This is a genomic window from Nitrincola salilacus, assembly GCF_046271865.1.
GTDB lineage: Bacteria > Pseudomonadota > Gammaproteobacteria > Pseudomonadales > Balneatricaceae > Nitrincola > Nitrincola salilacus.
In genome coordinates, this window is the sequence record NZ_CP176580.1 from 2,015,079 (window position 1) to 2,034,191 (window position 19,113).

22 protein-coding genes are annotated in these 19,113 nt (G+C 50.1%); 15 read left to right on the forward strand and 7 right to left on the reverse strand.

Translation table 11 applies throughout. The features are described 5' to 3' along the window. Positions 1 to 12 precede the first annotated feature (12 nt). Positions 13 to 468 (forward strand): arsenic resistance N-acetyltransferase ArsN2, encoded by a 456-nt coding sequence (arsN2, locus tag ACK3CJ_RS09540; RefSeq protein ID WP_409526182.1) that lies wholly within the window; start codon positions 13 to 15, stop codon positions 466 to 468. A 109-nt stretch (positions 469 to 577) separates the two neighbouring features. After that, a complete protein-coding gene (locus ACK3CJ_RS09545; RefSeq protein ID WP_409526573.1) occupies positions 578 to 1,198 on the forward strand; it encodes a LysE family translocator in 621 nt (206 codons plus the stop codon). 48 nt (positions 1,199 to 1,246) lie between these two features. On the opposite strand, the gene ACK3CJ_RS09550 is transcribed toward ACK3CJ_RS09545, so the two are convergent. Continuing rightward, positions 1,247 to 1,549, reverse strand: coding sequence for a hypothetical protein (locus tag ACK3CJ_RS09550; protein ID WP_409526183.1), 303 nt, complete (start codon positions 1,547 to 1,549; stop codon positions 1,247 to 1,249). A gap of 100 nt (positions 1,550 to 1,649) precedes the next feature. On the opposite strand from ACK3CJ_RS09550, the gene ACK3CJ_RS09555 reads away from it, so the two are divergent. The 3 genes from ACK3CJ_RS09555 to ACK3CJ_RS09565 all read left to right on the forward strand — a co-directional run bounded on the left by ACK3CJ_RS09555 (position 1,650) and on the right by ACK3CJ_RS09565 (position 3,457). Next, positions 1,650 to 1,958, forward strand: coding sequence for a hypothetical protein (locus ACK3CJ_RS09555; protein WP_409526184.1), 309 nt, complete (start codon positions 1,650 to 1,652; stop codon positions 1,956 to 1,958). Between the two features lie 151 nt (positions 1,959 to 2,109). Continuing rightward, on the forward strand, positions 2,110 to 2,328 hold the full coding sequence (locus tag ACK3CJ_RS09560) for a DUF6500 family protein (RefSeq protein WP_409526185.1): 219 nt from the start codon (positions 2,110 to 2,112) through the stop codon (positions 2,326 to 2,328). Between the two features lie 211 nt (positions 2,329 to 2,539). Further along, on the forward strand, positions 2,540 to 3,457 hold the full coding sequence (locus ACK3CJ_RS09565) for a VOC family protein (protein WP_409526186.1): 918 nt from the start codon (positions 2,540 to 2,542) through the stop codon (positions 3,455 to 3,457). A 59-nt stretch (positions 3,458 to 3,516) separates the two neighbouring features. Here the strand turns inward: ACK3CJ_RS09565 and ACK3CJ_RS09570 are convergent, their stop codons facing one another. Both ACK3CJ_RS09570 and ACK3CJ_RS09575 read right to left on the reverse strand, forming a co-directional pair. Next, a complete protein-coding gene (locus ACK3CJ_RS09570) occupies positions 3,517 to 3,822 on the reverse strand; it encodes a hypothetical protein (RefSeq protein WP_409526187.1) in 306 nt (101 codons plus the stop codon). 178 nt (positions 3,823 to 4,000) lie between these two features. After that, entirely contained in the window at positions 4,001 to 4,624 is a 624-nt protein-coding gene (locus ACK3CJ_RS09575) for a YbhB/YbcL family Raf kinase inhibitor-like protein (protein ID WP_409526188.1), read from the reverse strand. 208 nt (positions 4,625 to 4,832) lie between these two features. Here ACK3CJ_RS09575 and ACK3CJ_RS09580 point away from each other — a divergent pair, with 208 nt between their 5' ends. The 3 genes from ACK3CJ_RS09580 to ACK3CJ_RS09590 all read left to right on the forward strand — a co-directional run bounded on the left by ACK3CJ_RS09580 (position 4,833) and on the right by ACK3CJ_RS09590 (position 8,096). Then, positions 4,833 to 6,569, forward strand: a complete 1,737-nt coding sequence (locus tag ACK3CJ_RS09580; RefSeq protein ID WP_409526189.1) for a DUF4153 domain-containing protein — start codon at positions 4,833 to 4,835, stop codon at positions 6,567 to 6,569. Positions 6,570 to 6,640: 71 nt separating this feature from the next. Continuing rightward, positions 6,641 to 7,447: a helix-turn-helix transcriptional regulator gene (locus tag ACK3CJ_RS09585; protein WP_409526190.1), complete on the forward strand. Its 807-nt coding sequence runs from the start codon at positions 6,641 to 6,643 to the stop codon at positions 7,445 to 7,447. An 88-nt stretch (positions 7,448 to 7,535) separates the two neighbouring features. Further along, the gene (locus ACK3CJ_RS09590; RefSeq protein WP_409526191.1) at positions 7,536 to 8,096 is read left to right on the forward strand and encodes a YbhB/YbcL family Raf kinase inhibitor-like protein; all 561 of its coding nucleotides are present in this window, start codon (positions 7,536 to 7,538) and stop codon (positions 8,094 to 8,096) included. Here the strand turns inward: ACK3CJ_RS09590 and ACK3CJ_RS09595 are convergent. After that, a complete protein-coding gene (locus ACK3CJ_RS09595) occupies positions 8,093 to 8,455 on the reverse strand; it encodes a winged helix-turn-helix transcriptional regulator (RefSeq protein WP_409526192.1) in 363 nt (120 codons plus the stop codon). The genes ACK3CJ_RS09590 and ACK3CJ_RS09595 overlap by 4 nt on opposite strands. Positions 8,456 to 8,604: 149 nt before the next feature. On the opposite strand from ACK3CJ_RS09595, the gene ACK3CJ_RS09600 reads away from it, so the two are divergent. The 3 genes from ACK3CJ_RS09600 to ACK3CJ_RS09610 are packed head-to-tail and all read left to right on the forward strand — an operon-like array spanning position 8,605 to position 9,885. Continuing rightward, the gene (locus ACK3CJ_RS09600; protein ID WP_409526193.1) at positions 8,605 to 9,234 is read left to right on the forward strand and encodes a glutathione binding-like protein; all 630 of its coding nucleotides are present in this window, start codon (positions 8,605 to 8,607) and stop codon (positions 9,232 to 9,234) included. Then, the gene (locus ACK3CJ_RS09605) at positions 9,231 to 9,647 is read left to right on the forward strand and encodes a nuclear transport factor 2 family protein (RefSeq protein WP_409526194.1); all 417 of its coding nucleotides are present in this window, start codon (positions 9,231 to 9,233) and stop codon (positions 9,645 to 9,647) included. The genes ACK3CJ_RS09600 and ACK3CJ_RS09605 overlap by 4 nt, the downstream gene beginning before the upstream one ends. Next, positions 9,634 to 9,885, forward strand: coding sequence for a tautomerase family protein (locus tag ACK3CJ_RS09610; protein WP_409526195.1), 252 nt, complete (start codon positions 9,634 to 9,636; stop codon positions 9,883 to 9,885). The genes ACK3CJ_RS09605 and ACK3CJ_RS09610 overlap by 14 nt, the downstream gene beginning before the upstream one ends. 75 nt (positions 9,886 to 9,960) lie before the next feature. On the opposite strand, the gene ACK3CJ_RS09615 is transcribed toward ACK3CJ_RS09610, so the two are convergent. Together ACK3CJ_RS09615 and ACK3CJ_RS09620 are read right to left on the reverse strand one after the other, a co-directional pair. Next, complete coding sequence (locus ACK3CJ_RS09615; protein WP_409526196.1) at positions 9,961 to 10,701, reverse strand: carbon-nitrogen hydrolase family protein; 741 nt, start codon at positions 10,699 to 10,701, stop codon at positions 9,961 to 9,963. Between the two features lie 118 nt (positions 10,702 to 10,819). Beyond that, a complete protein-coding gene (locus ACK3CJ_RS09620; protein ID WP_409526197.1) occupies positions 10,820 to 10,990 on the reverse strand; it encodes a hypothetical protein in 171 nt (56 codons plus the stop codon). 71 nt (positions 10,991 to 11,061) lie between these two features. Between ACK3CJ_RS09620 and ACK3CJ_RS09625 the strand changes: the two genes are divergently transcribed. The 3 genes from ACK3CJ_RS09625 to ACK3CJ_RS09635 all read left to right on the forward strand — a co-directional run bounded on the left by ACK3CJ_RS09625 (position 11,062) and on the right by ACK3CJ_RS09635 (position 17,212). Continuing rightward, positions 11,062 to 11,211, forward strand: coding sequence for a hypothetical protein (locus ACK3CJ_RS09625; RefSeq protein WP_409526198.1), 150 nt, complete (start codon positions 11,062 to 11,064; stop codon positions 11,209 to 11,211). Between the two features lie 199 nt (positions 11,212 to 11,410). Continuing rightward, positions 11,411 to 16,384: an NACHT domain-containing protein gene (locus ACK3CJ_RS09630; protein ID WP_409526199.1), complete on the forward strand. Its 4,974-nt coding sequence runs from the start codon at positions 11,411 to 11,413 to the stop codon at positions 16,382 to 16,384. 213 nt (positions 16,385 to 16,597) lie between these two features. Beyond that, entirely contained in the window at positions 16,598 to 17,212 is a 615-nt protein-coding gene (locus ACK3CJ_RS09635; RefSeq protein WP_409526200.1) for a trimeric intracellular cation channel family protein, read from the forward strand. Here the strand turns inward: ACK3CJ_RS09635 and ACK3CJ_RS09640 are convergent. Next, positions 17,190 to 18,104: a LysR substrate-binding domain-containing protein gene (locus ACK3CJ_RS09640; protein ID WP_409526201.1), complete on the reverse strand. Its 915-nt coding sequence runs from the start codon at positions 18,102 to 18,104 to the stop codon at positions 17,190 to 17,192. The two genes, ACK3CJ_RS09635 and ACK3CJ_RS09640, sit on opposite strands and share 23 nt — an antisense overlap. A gap of 108 nt (positions 18,105 to 18,212) precedes the next feature. Between ACK3CJ_RS09640 and ACK3CJ_RS09645 the strand changes: the two genes are divergently transcribed. Beyond that, a complete protein-coding gene (locus ACK3CJ_RS09645) occupies positions 18,213 to 19,046 on the forward strand; it encodes a PhzF family phenazine biosynthesis protein (protein WP_409526202.1) in 834 nt (277 codons plus the stop codon). Positions 19,047 to 19,113 lie beyond the last annotated feature (67 nt).

Below are 19,113 nucleotides of genomic sequence, written 5' to 3' on the forward strand. Positions count from 1 at the left end.
CGGGCGAAGATTATGTACATTGAACCACTTGAAGTGACTGATGAAGTTGAGAACCTTTTGAGCAGCGCGGGGCTTCCTGTTGCTGATCTTCGCGATGGTTGCCAGTTGCAGCTATTTGGGGTGCGCTCGGACGACCAAATCATTGGCCTGATTGGTATAGAGTCGCATGGAACGGTAGGCTTGTTACGCTCACTGGTAGTGATCGATACCCATCGCAAGGGTGGCTACGGTCAGGCATTGGTCACTCAGGCAGAAGCTTGGGCGTGCAGGAATGGCATGGAAACCTTATACCTCCTCACCACGACCGCTTCTGATTTCTTTGCACGGCATGGTTATGTGGAGGCATCGCGATCGCAAGCACCTGACTCCATAGTGGGTACTGCTCAGTTTGCGGGCCTATGCCCGGCGTTGGCTTCATTTATGTGTAAGGAGCTTGGCACAAACAGCTCCAATCAGGGAAAGAAATGAGGGCAGGTAATGCTACGCCTGTAAGTCGTGTTGAACCGAATGAAAAAGAGTGTTAAAAAACGGTTAATGTGAAGTGGGCGAAATTGTTGCTCAACAAGGAGAGGTAATCGTGAATTGGATGACATTACTGCTGTTTCTGCCAGCATGCTTTGCACTGAATATGGCGCCAGGGCCAAATAACCTTCTTTCAATGTCTAATGCAAAACGTTATGGCGTCCGAGTTGCTTGCTTTGCGGGCATCGGCCGAATTGTCGCATTTATCGGAATGATCGTTCTTGCCGCAACAGGGCTTGCGACAGTTCTTTATACTTCAGAAAAACTCTTCTTGGTTATCAAAGTAGCTGGTGGCCTTTACCTTCTGTGGTTAGCGTTTCAGCTATGGGTTGCTGACCCTGCGGACAGTGACGAAGGAGCACCGGGAGATATGAGCCTGTTCGGGCTGGCTAGGCAGGAATTTTTACTGGCTGCTGGCAATCCAAAGGCCATCTTGATCTTCACCGCGTTTCTACCACAGTTTGTAGATCCTGCAGGCCATGTAGGCTTTCAATTTTTGGTTCTTGGCGCATTGTTTTTACTTCTCGAATGGGTGGCAATTGCAGGCTATGCGTACTTTGGCAGTGCACTGCGCCACTGGTTCTCGCGCCCTTCAATGAGGCGTTTGTTCAACCGGATTTGTTCGGGCCTGCTTGGCAGTGCTGGAGTAGGGCTACTATTAGCACGTAGCGATTGAGCGTATAAGGTAAGCATGAAGCTTAGAGATCTAAAGGGCCTTGGTCCATTACCATCCTTGAAAAAGGTTAATCAGGCTCTCTAATAAAGATCTTATGGTTACATTGGTTATTATGAAAATGAGCAATGGAAATGCAATGGCAAAACCTACCTTGAACTCAATAAATTGGTGATTGGCTGCTTTAGTGAATTCACCCATGAATAGTTTTAAAGCTTCACTGCCATGAGCTTCTTTTAATTCTTTTTTAAACTGGCTGTAATCATCAAAACATTCACGGAACATATAAACTCCGCTGGGTATTGATATCAGTAAAGAAATAATTAAAGCAAAGTAATGAGGAAAGTCGTCCATTATTTTTCTCACTAAGTGGTTGAGGTCATATGCTATAATTTTTTCATGAATTTGTCGATTTTTTTGTAATGGATAGTAGGATTTGGAGTTTTATGTGAGCATGACTCAAAATAAACAGTGGATGTTGTTGTATCTTGGCTCTTTGCTGGTTCTTGGTATTTTTTCAGCTGGAGGATTGCCATTGATACTTATCTTAGGTGGTATTGTTGGAGTGATTTTTGGTTTGTTTTCTGATATGTCGTTCGAAAATGCGATGTATTTCTATGCAACAATAGGGGGTGCAGTTGTTTCATTCAGTGTGGGATTAATATATCGAATTCATTTATGGGGGAAGGTAGTGAATCTTGTTGGGTTTTATCTATGGTGTTTAGGTGGCATTGCTGCTATAGGTTTTGAGTTTTATGTTTGACTGATCTTAACAAGACAAGGTGAAGCCTGCTTGAATATCAGCCATGAATTCCTAACAGTAGTGAGAGCCCGTAGCTGAGGCAGGGCTCTGACAGTCGCGTATCTGCGAGATCAGCGGCGTGCGAACCAATAATTGTGATATGGATGGTAGTATGAGGCCTGATTTACGAGCAAAAATCATCACGGTGTGTGATAAGAAGATACAGGCCAAGGGTGAGGCGGTCGGTGTTTCATTTTATGCATTTTTTGCTAACAGGAATGACAATCCAGAGCTTCTGATGGAGGCTGCAACATGGTGGATACAAACACACAAACTGGATCATTTCGAAAAAGCGGTAAAAATAAAGCAGATGGTTGTGGCTGGTCTCTGATACCTGATTTGACCATATCGTAAGGGCCGCAAGAATCAAACACAGTATTGTGCTTGATATATTGTGGCGGTGCTTTCTGACAGAGCACATAAAGTCAGGATAGCATTGTTGTAAAGCGTGTCGATTCTCAAGGGCTTCGTTCGATTAGCTTATGATGTAACTGAGCTTGAATGTTACTGAACCTGGATGTTAGCCCTGAAGGAGAAATACGATGACTGCGACCAAACAAAAGATTGTTCCACATCTGTGGTTCGATACAGAAGCCAAAGAAGCGGCGGATTTCTATTGCTCTGTCTTTCCTGATTCAACCATCACCAACATTACTACGCTACACAATACGCCAGGGGGTGATTGCGATGTGGTGTCCTTCGATCTTTCGGGGCATTCGTTTATGGCGATCAGCGCTGGGCCCGTGTTCAAGTTCAATCCTTCAGTTTCCTTCATGGTGAACTTTGATCTAGCGCAGGACAAAGATGCGCGTGCGAGAATTGATGAGGTGTGGAGCAAGCTCGCCGATGGCGGTGAGGTGTTGATGCCGCTGGACACTTATCCTTTCAGCGAGCGTTATGGATGGATTCAGGATAAGTATGGCTTGTCATGGCAGTTGATCCTGACCAGTCCGATGGGTAGTGAACGACCGTTTATTATTCCGGCGCTGCTGTTTGTCGGGGATGTGTGCGGCAAGGCGGAGGAGGCTACGGATTTCTATCTTTCTGGCTTCAAGCGTGCGAATCGAGGCGAAATGGTGCGCTATCCTGCCGGTATGGAACCCGATAAAGAGGGAGCTGTGATGTTCACTGATTTTATGCTGGAAGGGCAGTGGTTCGTTGCCATGGACAGCGCCCGTGAGCATGATTTTGCGTTTAATGAAGCAATCTCTTTTATGGTGAGCTGTGAGGATCAGAACGAGATTGATGGCTATTGGAAGATGCTCTCAGCTGTTCCTGAGGCTGAACAGTGCGGATGGCTCAAGGACAGGTATGGTCTCTCCTGGCAGATCGTACCTGATGACATGAATAAAATGATGCAGGATCCGGACTCTGACAAGGTGGATCGTGTGACCCAGGCATTTCTTAAAATGAAAAAGTTTGATCTTGCCGCGCTGCAAAGGGCGTATGAAGGAAGGTAGAACTTGTTGTAGATCAGAAAAGTTATGGCCGGGGGAGGGGCTCCCCGGCCATTGATCTGTCAGCGACTGCTTCGAGTCGCAGTAGGCTGATGCACCATTGTGCTCCTGATGCGTGTAGGCGGCACGGTGGGTTTGGTGTGAGTGGCAAAGACATCACTTGCGGTTGGATGGGCGGAGGCACTTGATGGACATTTCTGACCCAGTTGCGCTTTGATACACAACTCGTAGGCACCATAGTTTTTATCGGGATCAGGATGCTTGGCATTACAGGTGTTGATAGCATCGTCGGCACAGTTAGCCATGGCCAGGCCAGAAAAACCCAAAGTAGCAGCAAACAGAATAGGAATCAGTTTTGAAGTTTTCATGAGAGTTATCTCCATTGTTTGTATTTGGTGTTCTCATGGAGGTAGTCGCGGGTGTTTTGAAAAGGGTTCAAAAAATATTCGTGCGTTGCTTTAATTTGCTGGAGACCACGTCTGAACACATTGTGTCAGCCCTTGTTGCCCCCGGTTCTGCTGGTCAGAGAACCGAGGGGGCTGGCTGTTACAGTGCCGGATTCAGCGTATAGGTGCTGGTGAAACTTGCGTTGGCCAGTACATGGCCATCAAGTGCAGCCACGACATTTCCGCCGGTCAGGTCGCCCTGAACCTGCAGTGTTGTAACATCCAGTGCGTAGAGTGTGAAAATATAGCGATGCAGCCGCTCATCATTCCAGGGAGGGCAGGGGCCATCGTAGCCGAAGTAATCACCTTTCATATTCTCATCGCCGGCGAACCATGCGGTGTAATCGTTGATGCCATGGCGCATATTATACGGCCCTGCAGGGCCAGGTTTACCATTGGGGGTAACCCCCCGGCAGTGGCTGCCCTCGGCAATCTCAGTGACGGATGCCGGGATATCCAATAGCAGCCAGTGATAAAAATCCACCCTTGGCAGAGTATCGGGTACGGTACGACCCTCCTGATTCACATCATCTCCCTTGCTGGGTACATCCGGATCATGGCAGATCAATACAAAGGATTGAGTGCCTGCAGGTGCATCGCTCCAGGCCAGGTGAGGGTTGATATTATCCGACAGTGTAATGTGATTCTCTGGCGCGATGCGGGCAAAGGCGTACTGCTCTGGAATTGGTTGATCTGGGCTGATGCTGTTACTGACGAGCTTCATATTCATCACCTGTAGCAATTATGTACGGAGATACAACTTAACTGTATCTCAATAGCCATAAACGCGCCAAGCATCATGACAGCTTACCGTTGTGTATAGGTGTTGCTGTCAGTTGCTGGTGAAAGTTGGCTTCCATTCTTAGTGCTCTGGCAGGCAAGATTGGTTATCCTGTCCGGCAACCAGACATAACACTAAGGACAGCGTCGCTATGGCTCAATGGGATCAAAAGGATAAACCCGATCAACTACCGACCAAGCTGATGGCTCTGATATCACTGCTGCAGGGCCTCGGATTACTCTACCTGCATCAGGCAATCGAGCTTCATTACTGGCCACACGAACAGCCACAGTGGTTGTTTGCTTTATATAGTGTTGTTTTCATCTGGCCGACGATGCTGTTACTCGGGCTGGATCAGAACAACTGCCGCGCAATAGTGAAACTCACTCTGCCATTTGCGCTGCTCAGCGGTTTGCTGGGCTACTATGTTGGTTATCAGGCCACTCCCATCGAGCACATCAGCTATACAGCGCTGCTGTGGAGTTTTGTGTTTACCATGATCATCGCCACCTTTAAAACACTGATGTACAGTCAGCTGTGGGCGAGTGGTCAGCGTGTCACCTACAGTGCTCTGTTCCTGTGGTCCTGGCGCAATTTTCTGACCCTGTCACTGGCGTTGTTATTTGCCGGCAGCTTCTGGTTGGTATTGCTGTTATGGGGTGCACTGTTTAAAGCCATCGATATCGACTTCTTCAGCGATCTGTTTAAAGAGCGCTGGTTCTATTACCCCGCCATTGCCCTTGCTAATGGCTTTGGCGTTATCATCTTTCGCAACCTCACCCGCATTATCGATACCATTACCCGGCTGCAGCAGGCGTTGATGAAGTTCCTGCTGGTGGTGCTGTCGCTGGTATCGCTGTTATTTCTTGGTGCTTTACCTTTTACAGGCCTCGATCCGTTGTGGGAGAGCGGTGGCAGCGGTCTGATTTTATGCATGCAGGCACTGATGCTGTTTTTCGTCAACGCCGTCTATCAGGATGAGCCGGACAACTGGCCCTATCCGCTGTGGCTGCACCGTTTTATCTATATCGGTGTTGCGGTTCTACCCATTTATAGCCTGATCAGCTTCTACGGACTTAGCCTGCGCATCGACCAGTATGGCTGGAGCCTCAGTCGCTACTGGGCCTATCTGATCTGGTTTTTACTGGCGCTGTTCCCCCTCGGTTACTGGTGGGGCATCGCGAAATATCGGGATCGCTGGACACACCAGCTCAGTCGCACCAATGTTGCCATTGGTCTGGTGGTGCTGTTTACGATGCTGGTCGTTAACACACCACTGCTGGATTTCAGAAAAATGGTAGTGGCGGATCAACTGCAGCGGCTGGCAGACAATAAAGTTACCGTTGATAACTTCGATCTGCACTATTTTCGTCGTGAGCTGGCCCGGCCAGGGTACGAAGGATTGCAAACCCTCAAGGAGCAATACGGTGAAGCCAACCCAGGCCTGCTGGTAAGAATCAATGCTCTGTACGCCGACAGAGCTGACAGTCAGCCAAGCTCTACCTTCGACGAATTTGTCGCCGCGATTACTCTGTTATCTGATAACCCACCTGAGGCGCTGCTGACGGAGATTTATAAACAGGAGATGGAGCAATACTGGAATATTCAGCAGGCACATCAATATTACTTACGAGCAGTGGACCTGGATAAAGATGGCAATCAGGAATATCTATGGATAGAAAAAAGACACAGGCACACTGAAATAAACCTGTATTTTCAGCAAGATGATCAATGGGAAATTTCATATCTTGGATCTTTTTACAAAGATCAGGATGACTTTGATCAGTTTTATCAGGCGCTATTAGCTGGTGAAATTGAGGTAGAGCCATCGCGTTGGAATGATCTTCTGGTGGGTGGTCAGCGATTCAGGGTGAGGCTGGAGGACTAAGGTGGCTGCCCTCTGGTGTATCGTTTCAAGCCAGAGGGCGTTTTTATCAGGATTCAGGCATCAACCAAAGTATGAATAAGCTAATAAACACAGCCAAGCTCGCACTACAGGAGCACGACCAATTGCCGTTTTCGGTCTATTCATCAGTCAAGGAGCAACACATTCTGAATGTTCCTGTCATAAAGCCATTATTAATTTGTGTGCTTGATGGATGTAAAAAGCTTGGTAGCAAGCATGAAATAGTCTGCCCGACAGGCAGCTTCGTGTTTCTGTCGAACAGTCCTAAAATCGATATGCGGAATATTTCTCAAGGCAATGAGTACTTTGCTCTATTAATTGAGTTTGATTATAGCGATTTCGATTGCTTTAAATATCAAACAGCTCATGCAGAAACATATTTTCAGGGTGATATTGATTCAGTTTTGAAAAACACTTTGCAGCAGTTTATCGAATGGTCGACTGTGATGCCGTCCGATATCTGGTCACTTCGTAAAAAAGAGATTCTTCAAGTTATTTACCATCTGGGTTATACGCAGGTGAGTGCTGTAATAGAGCCGCCGAGCCTTAGTCATAAAGTAAATAATATTATCAGTGCTCATATTTCTGATGATCTGGGAGCGGATGCCTTGTCAGAGAGGTTAGCGATGAGTGAATCGACTTTACGAAGAAAATTAAGTGCAGAAGGAACCAGTCTTCAGGCCATTAAGGATAGAGTGAAGTTAGGTCATGGCCTTCATCTGGTACAGGCCAGTCTTGATCCAATCGGTCGCATTGCTGAACAGTGTGGTTATCAATCCCAGTCGCGCTTTACTGACAAGTTCAAGCAGCTTTTTGGCATTACTCCAACGGAACTGAGAAAAACAAGGCTGCACGATTAGGGCGAATGAATGACTGTTTTTGAGCTATCCTGACTGACGGGTAGAAAATATCATGAGGATCCTGAAAGCATGAGCTATGGAGACTCTTATGAAGCGCAAAGAAAATAAACTGGTTGTTTGCTGTTTAGCACTGTTATTGCCTGGATCTGTATTGGCAGACTCATTTGTTTTGACAAGTACAGACATTTCGCACGGCGAGTTCATGAACAAGGCTCAAGAGTATCAGGGGTTTGGCTGTGCTGGAGATAATTTATCACCACAGCTTTCCTGGTCTGGTGCACCAGAAGGCACGGCCGCTTTTGCTATTACAGCGTATGATCCTGATGCACCGACGGGCAGTGGTTGGTGGCATTGGCAAATAGTTAACATTCCCGGCTATGTTGATACGTTACCCACCGGGGCGGGTGATATGAGCAAAAACCTGTTTCCTGAAGGCAGCCACCAGATAAGTAACGATTATGGTGTCAATGGATTTGGTGGTGCTTGCCCTCCACAGGGGCATGGCATTCATCGCTATCAGTTTACGATTCATGCCTTATCCCAAAATCTGGAACTGCCTGAAAACGCCTCCGGTGCTTTAACCGGCTATATGATAAATGCACACTCACTGGGCTCCAGTACCATTGAGGCTTTGTACAAACGCGACTAGTCGGAAACGTCGAGGTGCCCTTTCTCCTTGAGTTTGTGGCCAACCTTGACGATGCCATCCAGTGCAGGAATCAGCTCGTGACCGAGTTCGGTCAATTCGTACTCTACCGAAGGCGGTGATGTGTCCAGGACGTGACGTTGGATGACACCGCGCTTCGTCAGCTCTGCCAGCCGGGTCGACAGTACTTTTGCTGAAATAGGCGGAATGTCGATTCGCAGCTCGTTGAACCGCCGTGGCCCTGCGCGCAAACACCAGATGACATTCGGAGCCCAAGCACCAGCTATTACCGCCATGCACTCAGTCAGCATGCAAGGCTCAGGTGCTAGTGGGCTTTTATTAATACGAACTTTCAGTGACATATGAGCAACCAATCTGAACAACCAATATAAGTAACCAGGTTTCCTGGAGGTAACCCAATTCTACTTGCAAACGGTAGGTTACTTCTAGTAATCACATATCTTTTGGATATCATGTGTATGCCTAACCTAAACATAAGGATTAATCGCACATGAAGCTTTATTACAAACCCGGTGCCTGCTCCATGGCCTCTCACATAGTGCTAAATGAGCTAGACATCCCGTTCTTACTCGAGCGGACAGACACGGCTCAAGGAGTTACGGAGACTGGTCGGAACTACGCCGAAATCAATCCAAGCGGCTATGTGCCAGCATTGGAACTGGAGCCCGGACTGGTCCTGACTGAGAATCCCGCTATTCTTGAGTACCTGGCCGACCTGGCGCCAGAAAAAGGCTTGGCACCACCGCAAGGAACCTTCGAACGCGCGCGGCTACGTGAACTACTCGCGTTCTTGTCTTCGGAGTTGCATAAGGCATTTAGCCCATTTTTTACTGGCACTGAGCTAACAGCAAGTGAGCGGCATGCTGCAGAAGCCAAGATCGCTAAGCGGATAGCTCCCATCGAAGCTCGGCTGTCGGATAAAGGGCCTTATCTGATGGGGAGCCAACTCAGTGTAGCGGACGCTTATGCATTCGTGATTCTTAACTGGTCGCAATTCATTGGCTTCTCGCTAACCTCCTGGCCAGCTACTTATGCATTCTGGGAGCGCCTTCGCTCGCATCCGAGCGTGGTCAAGGCTCTTGAGGCGGAGGGACTATTGCCTGTGGGGAAATCTCAATGAGCAATTTTGCAGACGTTCACGTCCTGCTGGAGCAGTACTTCGACACACTGTATTACTGTGATTTGGAAAAATTTGATGTGGTTTTTCATCCCCAGGCCATATATGTCACAGCTGACGAGACGCCACTGCTCTACCGAAACATGTCCGCATACCGCGAGGTAATTGCTCAACGCACTTCACCAGCATCGCGCAGCGAGCAGCGTCGCGACTGCGTAGACGCCATTGAGTTTGCGGGAGACAACGCAGCTTTTGCCCGTGTTCGTTGCTCCATTGGCGAGCGTGACTTTGTGGACCTGTTGTCGCTCGTCCGTACTGAAGGTCGCTGGCGCATCATTGCAAAAGTATTCCAGATTATTGATATGAAAGGGGATACAAAAGGAGAGTCAAAAGGAGAGAGAAATGCCCTACGTTAATATCAAGGTCACACGAGAAGGGGTGACAGCGTCGCAAAAAGCAGCTCTGATTAAAGGAGTAACCGACCTGCTTGTCGATGTACTCCAAAAATCCCCGGCAACCACAATGGTAGTCATTGATGAAGTCGAAATGGAAAACTGGGGTGTTGGTGGTCTCCCTGTTGAGGAGTACCGGCGGGCGATGGCAACATCGAGTGATGACTCTGAGAGCACTGATACTGAGAGCACTGACAAATAAATACAGGTGATCTACTGCTGTTTCATCGCGACAATGGACAGGCCTGTGCCGATAAGCGGCAGGCCTGCTCCCATATCAGATTTCAAATACTTGTCCCACCCAGCCTTGAGATGTTTGTTCGGCCACAACCAGTGCCTGCTGGGTTTCATTCGCGCAGGCCAGTAATCCAGATTCAGTCCAGATGGCACTTTTCCCGATGGGTTGCCAACCGCCAGTCGAGGCGTTGTGATTTGCCATGGCGACCAGCATGCCGTGCTCAGATGCATATCGGCTGAGGGCTGCGGTATCGGCTTCATAGCCGCCAGCGGTGATCATCACTCCAGCAATATAGACCTCTGCACCTGCTTTCGCGCACTCCCTGGCATGTTGTGGCTGGTTGGTATCGGCACAGATCGCATGTGCGATGGTGACGCCGTGCAGGGTTTCAATATGATGTTCAGAGCCAGGTGAGAAATAGCGATCTTCGCCCGGGTGCAGATGCATTTTCGAATAGCTTGTGACTTCACCGGCAGGGGAGAAGAACAGCAGCCCGATTTCGATCCCCTGAACTGTTGCCAGAGGCACACCCACTCCGATGCTGATGTTGTATTCACGCGCTGCATCAATAAAGGGCTGCAGTCTCAAATCATCGTGGGTAAATGCGAGATCTGAGGCCAGCTCCGGTTCATAGCCAGTCAGGGATAGTTCCGGAAAAACAAGGCAGGACACGCCCTGAGCACTTGCGCACTTAATGGCATGCAGGTGAGTGGCTGTATTGGTCGCTACATCGCCTTTGTTCGATGGAACCTGCGCAACCGCTATCTTGAATGTCTGCATGATCTCTGGATCTCCTGTCCCAGTGATGAGTCAGTTGCTGTTATACCCTGACCATGGCTGCCTTCTGCAATCTCAGTCACGGATGCCGAAATATCCAGCAGCAGCCAGTGATAAAAGTTCACCTGTGGCAGCGACGCTGGGACAGTGTGCTCTCAGGCGCACCACTCCAGGCCAGATGCGGGTTGATGTTATCCGACAGCGTAATATGATTTTCCGTCGCGATGCGGGCAAAGGTATATTGCTCAGGTATCGGCTGGTCTGGTTTAAGGCTGTTACTGATGAGTTTCATATTTGTTGCCTGTAGAGTGGTTCCAGATTCAAGGGTATTGTTTTGAATACAAATAATAGGCAAATATGAGCATGATTGTCAGGGAGCGTCCACAAAAACTGATGCGATTGCGCCGCCTTGCCCTGTCTGCACAGGGGGTGCTGCAGGTTCAACCCTATGGGCGAGGTTTGGCTGGAGCAAGAGAAGCGATTCCGGGTTCAATCCATTATCTGACACTGTAGATTAGAAAGTGTGATCAATTCTGACACTCTGCTCTGTGCCAATAAAGGCACTCCTTTTGAGCCTGCAAACGTCTCCATGATGTTCGTCTTCCACATCAATTTTATATCAATCTCACATCAATCATATCAATCAAGTGCTAAATTGACGCCCATGCAGATGCTCGCTAGACTGAATGCCTCAATCACTGAGGATGTCGCCATGGAAACTCTGTCACCAGCTTTAGCTCGCAATGCTGTCGATAGAATTCGTGCAACATTAAGTCCCGCGCTGGCCAAACATGTCGATGAGTTGCTGGGGTTGCTTCAGCCCGATGGCACGGTGAAAGTCAAAACGATCCATGAAAACCTGTTTGCATTAAGTACAACAGCCTCAGCCAATGCATCCCTAAATCGTCTAATGGCCGGGTTAAATGACAAGTTGTCAGATGCCGGCAGCTCTGCACGATTACAAATTACGGCTGACAAAAAAGTGGGCTTACAACGTGATGTTTGGTTTGAGGCGGAGCAAACCGCCTTGCCAAGGCCTTACACCAGAGAGCTGGACGCCATTGATCAAGAGTTACTGACCACAGATCAGCAAGCGACCTTTGTTGATAACGCTGATTTTGTCCTGCTGACTTTTAATGAACATGAGTTGCAGCAGGCTTTGCAGGTCTTTGGTTGCGAAGCTGGTAAGCATGGTCTGCAGAAAGAGGGTCGCCTCTATTATCGGTTAGGGGTTGTTGGTGGTCACAAGGTTGTGTTGCTGCATTCAGCGCAAGCGACCATAGAAGCTATGCAATCGACCACGGCTGCTATTTCAGCCTGGCAACCCAAAGCGATCATCGCTATGGGGATAGCATTTGGTGTCGACAGGGACAAACAAAACATTGGTGATGTACTGATTGCTGAACACCTGATCCCTTATGAGTTAGCTCGGGTTAATTCTGATGGTAACATGGCACTGCGTGGTCCCCGTCCTCCGGCGAGCAAAAAACTATTTCAGGCATTCCAACAGCTGAACGTCCATTTCATAGCAACCAGGGCAGTTGATTATCCTGTTTTGCGTTTTGGCGGTATCTTCACTGGTGATAAGCTGATCGATTCCTCAGCCTTTCTGTCTGCGCTGCGAAAACACGCACCCGAGGCGATTGGCGGTGAAATGGAAGGAAATGGCTTGTATGAGGCAGCCAGTAGTGCCGGGCTGGATTGGATTGTCGTGAAAGCCATTTGTGACTTTGCTGATGGCACCAAGAACACTAAGGCCAAAGAGTACGATCAGGCAACAGCAGCCAGGCATGCGGCTAAGGTTGTAAAAGCCCTGCTGGAGCAAAGCTCTTTAGATTGGCATAGGGGAAACAACCACTCTACACAAAAAAAAATTGAAAATGGCCCTGAACATTTTAGCGCACACCGACGCGACTTAGAGGGCAATAAGTATACTGTAGATGATGCTCTGGCGACACAAACCTCATTGCTTAAGTCAGATTTACTCAGCCTTGGCTCAGCGAGTTCAGCGGTAAGTGGCATTCCGGTGCAACAAGCCCTAATGAAGTGGCTGAACAATTCAGACAAGGATGTTTTTACACTGCTTGGCGAATATGGCATGGGCAAAACCATTAATTGCCAGTTATTTGATAAGGGCTTACGCGACGCACACCAACAGAATAATGCCTTGCCGGTCTCTTTGTATTTTGACTTACGGCATGTGGAAAGTCTGACAGACAGCAACATTCCCGATATTGAAAAAGTGGTCGCAGACTGTGTTAAACATGGCTGGTTTGCCAAGGAAGATCACAGCAAGTTCACACTAGCTGATGTTGAGCGCTGGGCTAGGCAGTATGGTTTAGTGCTGATTTTTGATGGCTTGGATGAGGTACTGGTTAAGCTGCAAGAAAAGGGCGGACAACGCTTTACCAATCTGCTGTTTAAACTCCTAGCCGATTTAAAGCAACGCTTACCAGAGCAACGCATCAAAATGCTGCTATCCTGCCGTACCCAGTATTTTCCATCGTTAAATCAACAGATTGACCACTTTACTAATTCAGAGCGTGGCGGTTATAGAACAGATCGCTTAGAAGCCATGATCCTGTTGCCCTTTAATGAGCAGCAAATAGTCAGTTATCTACAACATAGCTTACCGGGGTTAGACCCCAATAAGATTTTGGCGATGATTGCTTCAGTGCATGATTTAACCGATCTTAGTAAACGCCCATATACCTTAAAGCTGGTGAGCGAACTTATTCCACAAATTGAAAAACAACGGCAGCTTGGCAAAAGCGTGAGTGGTGTTGGCTTGTACCAACTGATGATTGACCGTTGGTTAAACCGGGACAATGGTAAGCACCATGTCAGCCCTGCACATAAAAAGTTATTGGCTGCTCATTTAGCAGCTTTTCTATGGAAAAAAGGCCAAAGGTCATTGCCGGCTGACGAAATGCAGAACTGGTTTCATCAATGGCTGGATGAGCAACCCTCGCTTGCAAGCCGCTATCGTCATTATCACCCAGACCTGTTAGAAGAAGACTTGCGTACCGCAACTTTTTTAAGCCGGTTAGATGGCGACTCCGGCAGTCGCTTTCAGTTTGCTCATAGCTCGTTGCAAGAGTTTTTTCTCGCTAGTTACCTGTTGCAGGCAGTAAACGACAACCGGCCTGAATTATGGGCCATGTCCAAACCCAGCCGGGAAACGCTGGCGTTTTTGGCACAGTTACTGGCTGAGCCAGAAAACAAGCCACTAATTACCAAGCTCACTGACTGGAAGCAAGTCTACCGGCCGCAGGTAAGCGAAAACATCTTGTACTTTGCGATGCTATCACCCCAGTTGGGCTTTGCGCCGCCTAATTTAGCAGGCATCAGCCTAGTGGGTGCACAACTGGATGACTTGCAAATTACAGTGGACCCGACTTTTGGTGTAGGCCTATCGCTGGTCAATGCTGATTTTTCCAACGCCAGCTTACGCCGGGCCAGCTTTACCAAGCTGCTGTTACAAAATGCCAAATTTAACGGGGCTAACTTAACCCAGGCAAGCTTTGCCCGTTGTCAGCTAAATACCAGTTGCTTTACCGGTGCTGACTTAACCAGCTGTATGTTTTATCGCTGCAATTTGCTAAATGTCAGTCTGGCTACTGCTAACACCTTGCACACCCAGCAATATTATTGCTTGCCACACGTCGGGCAATTGCTGCTGCAATCAGCGCAGCGTCAATTTGAGCTCTGTACAGCTCAGGTAAAGCAATGCATCACCTCCGGCTATAACAGTCGGATTAAAACGCTAGCTGTGCTCGGGGATGGCGTGACTCTGGCATCCGCAGGTGATGATAACAGCATTCGGTTGTGGGATAGCCGGACCGGCGCGTGTCTGCAGGAGCTGAACGGTCATCAAGGTTGGATTCAAGCCCTCACCGTACTCGGTGATGGCGTGACGTTGGCATCCGCAAGTATAGATAACAGCATTCGGTTGTGGGATAGCCGGACCGGTGCGTGTCTGCAGGAACTCACCAGCCATCAAGGTTGGATTCAAGCCCTCACCGTGCTCGGTGATGGTGTGACGTTGGCATCCGCAGGTGGTAGAGGTAATAGCATTCGGTTGTGGGATAGCCGGAGCGGTGTGTGTCTGCAGATACTGAGCGGCCATCAAGGTTCGATTCAAGCCCTCACTGTGCTCGGTGATGGCGTGACGCTGGCATCCGGAGGTGAGGATAAGAGTATTCGGTTGTGGGATAGCCGGACCGGTGCGTGTCTGCAGGAACTGAACAGCCATCAAGGTTCGATTCAGACCCTCACCGTGCTCGGCGATGGCGTGACACTGGCATCCGCAGGTCTAGATAACGGTATTCGGTTGTGGGATAGCCGGACCGGTGCGTGTCTGCAGGAGCTGAACAGCCATCAAGGTTCGATTCAGACCCTCACCGTGCTCGGCGATGGCGTTACGCTGGCATCCGCAGGTAGAGATAACGGTATTCGGTTGTGGGATAGCTGGACCGGTGCGTGTCTGCAGGAACTGAGCGGCCATCGTGGTTCGCTTCAAACCCTCACCGTGCTTGGTGATGGCGTGACGCTGGCATCCGCAGGTCTAGATAACAGTATTCGGTTGTGGGATAGCCGGAGCGGTGCGTGTCTGCAGGAATTGAGTGGCCATCATGGTTGGATTCAAGCCCTCACCGTGCTCAGTGATGGCGTGACGCTGGCGTCCGCAGGGCTTTATCACAGCATTCGGTTGTGGGATAGCCGGAGCGATGCGTGTTTGCAGGAACTGGGTGCCTATCAAGCTTGGGGTGAAGCCCTTACCGTGCTCGGTGATGGTGTGACGTTGGCATCCGCAAGTATAGATAACAGCATTCGCTTGTGGGATAGCCGAACCGGTGCGTGTCTGCAGGAACTGAGCGACCATCGAAGTTGGATTCAGGCCCTCACCGTGCTCGGTGATGGCGTGACACTGGCATCCGGAGGTGAGGGTAAGAGTATTCGGTTGTGGGATAGCCGAACCGGTGCATGTCTGCAGGAGCTCACCAGCCATTGTGGTTGGACTCAAGCCCTCACCGTGCTCGGTGATGGCGTGACGCTGGCATCCGCAGGTAGAGATAACAGTATTCGCTTGTGGGATAGCCGGAGCGGTGCGTGTCTGCAGGAACTGAACAGCCATCAAGGTTGGATTCATGCCCTCACCGTGCTCGGGGATGGCGTAACCTTGGCAGCAGCAGGTACTGATAGCAACATTCGGTTGTGGGATAGCCGGACCGGTACGTGTCTGCAGGAACTGAACAGCCATCAAGGTTCGATTCATGCCCTCACCGTGCTCGGTGATGGCGTGACGCTGGCATCAGCAGGTGATGATAGCAGAATTCGGTTGTGGGATAGCCGGACTGGAGCTTGTCTGCAGGAACTGAGAGGCCACCGTGGTTCGATTCAAGCCCTCACAGTGCTTGGTGATGGCGTGACGCTGGCATCCGCAGGTAGAGATAATAGCATTCGGTTGTGGGATTGCCAGGGCGCGAAATGTCTGCGCGTTCTTCATGTGTTGCAGGACCGTGGTTTCGTTGTTTGGGATGCCTTGCAACACAAGCCTTTGCATGCAAGCGATAACGCTTGGCGCTATCTAAGCTATCTATTGGATTTTGACGGTAAACCCAGCTCGGTGCCGTTTTTTATGCCAACCGATAATCAAAAGGCAGCCGGTGAGGCTTTAGGATAATGGTGTGACAGGGTGTCTTTGAAAGAGGCCTATCCCAAGCATCTCATTCAATCTTTGCGCAGGGCGCTGGCTGACAAGATTAGTTACTCTGCGCGGTAACAGACATAACCGTCATCACATCAAGTTGGCACCTGCTTTCTGTTCTTGCTTTCACTGTCATGTCGCAGATAAAGCATATAAGCTGATGTTATCGTTGGCAGAGAAGCATCTATCATGTTGGATTGGTTGTACATAACAGATCTGCTGGGGGTGGCGGTGTTTGCCATCTCCGGAACACTGCTGGCATTTCGCAAGCAGATGGATGGATTTGGCGTTGTCGTCCTGGCATCGGTCACGGCTGTCGGTGGTGGCACGACAAGGGATGTGATTCTCGATGTGACGGTCTTCTGGCTGCATGACCCAACTTATTTTTATGTGATTCTGGCATCCGCCATTGCGTGCATTATCCTGCTCAGGTTCAGACCTCACAGCCAGTTGCGCTATCTGTTGATTGCGGATGCATTCGGAATCGCCTTTTTTACGGTACTGGGTGCCAGCAAGGCACTGGAGCTGGGTGTCAGTGCATTCACGGCAATTATTCTGGGCACCATGACGGCGGTATTCGGTGGACTGATCCGCGATGTGATGGCACGAGATGTGCCGATGGTGCTGAAAAGTGACCTGTATGCCACTACCTGCATCGCAGGCGCGATCGTGTTTGTACTGCTCTATGAATGGCACCAGATGATTGCGATGTCAGCAGCTATGCTCACTACGTTGCTGTTGCGGTTGGGGGCGATCCGTTATCACTGGTCGATCCAGGTATTCAAGGAGGTTCAAAAGCCCTGATCTCCTCCTGCAACCACTCCCTGAATGCCACGATACGTGGGTTATCCACCTCCGACGGATGTGATACCAGATAGTAGGCGAACTCATGGCTGCGCCAGGGCAGGATCGCTTGCACCTTTCTTTCCTGCAGCAATCGGCTGGTGATCGAATGGCGGCAGAGGCAGAGCCCCAGGCCTTCAGCACAGGCACTCAACACCAGTCCGCTGTCGGAAAACTGCATCTTATGCCGTGATGGCTCAAGCGTCAGGCCCACTTCGCGAAACCACGGCTGCCAGGTGTTCCAGGGCTCGCTCGTGTTGATGCTGCTGTCTTCCAGCAGCAGCTGTGTCTGCATCAGGCTGGCCGGGCGGGTGTCGGTGAGGTGATTGAGCAGTGTTCCGGGAGCGAGGACCGAGACGCTGTCGGTCATCAGTTGCTCCGCGTGCAACCCTGGATAGTGGCCGGTGCCGAAACGGATGCCGATATCCGCCTGGTTATCCCGAAAACTCAGTAGCTGACTTTCTCCACGCAGTGTCAGCATCAAACCGGGATGGCGTGCCTGTAATCCTTCCAGACGGGGCATCAGCCAGTGGTGAATAAATGAATGGGGTGCTGATAGTGTCAGCGGACCGTCGATCCCTTGCTGTCTGAGCGATTTGGTTGCCTGCTCTATCTGGGTGAAAATGTCGGACAGGCGCTCATGGTAGCGACGGCCTGCTTCCGTCAGCAATACACCGCGTGGCTGACGCACAAACAACGGGATATCGAGTCGGCCTTCAAGCTCCTTGATGCGGTGGCTGATAGCCGCTGCGGTCAGGTTGAGCTCCTTGGCGGCTGAGGCAAAACTGCCCAGCCGTGCGGCGGCCTCGAAGGCGCGAAGGGTATTCAGTGGTGGCAAAATGGCATGCTTCATGGCTAAATTTTAGTAAGTCTATGGATGATTATAAAGCAGTTTTCATTATTAATTTTGGTGTCAGAATGGTGCTTATATTCAGTTGAAACAACTTGGGAGTAGAGCAGCATGAATGAGTTATATCGTTTGGCAGCGTTTTCAGCAGATCCAGCCGGTGGCAATCCTGCAGGCGTCTGGGTTGGTGAGGCGCTGCCGGATGTTGCGACCATGCAGCGTATTGCATCAGAGGTAGGGTACTCGGAAACAGCCTTTGTCGCACCAGCCAGTGGCGAAGTCAGAACCATCCGCTATTACAGTCCATTGGCGGAAGTCAGCTTTTGTGGGCATGCCACGATTGCCAGCGCTGTGGTGCTGGGTCGGTTGAGTGGTGTTGGCACCTATCAATTGGATACGGCCGTAGGGCGGGTACCGGTAACGGTTCAGTCGGTTGATGGGCAATTGCAGGCGGCATTGACCTCGGTTGAGCCAACGCAGAAGCCAGCTTCAGCCGAGCTGGTCAGCGAAGTGCTGGATCTGCTGCAGTGGTCTGCAGATGAACTGGACGCATCTATTCCGCCGGCCCTGGCCTACGGCGGTGCCTGGCATCTGGTGTTGGCTGCCAACTCGCTGCAACGGCTGAACAGGCTTGAGTATGATTTCGACAAGGTGAAGTCGCTGATGCTGCGCGAGGGGTTGACCACCTTGCAACTGGTGTATCGTGAGCATGATGGCCTGTTCCATTCACGCAATCCTTTCCCGGTGGGTGGTGTCGTGGAGGATCCCGCAACGGGCGCAGCCGCGGCAGCGTTGGGTGGTTATCTGCGTGGTGCCCGGTTGATCAACGTGCCAAGCAGGTTTCTGATACGACAGGGTGAGGCGATGGGACGGTTGAGCCTGTTGCGGCTTGAGGTGCCTGCACAGGGTGGTATCGTGGTCGCTGGCACAGCCGTGGATATTGAGTGACGGCAGTTGTAAGGAAAGGGTGTCAGTCCACCCTTTCCTTACCATGTGTGTTAAGGTTACATCTTCC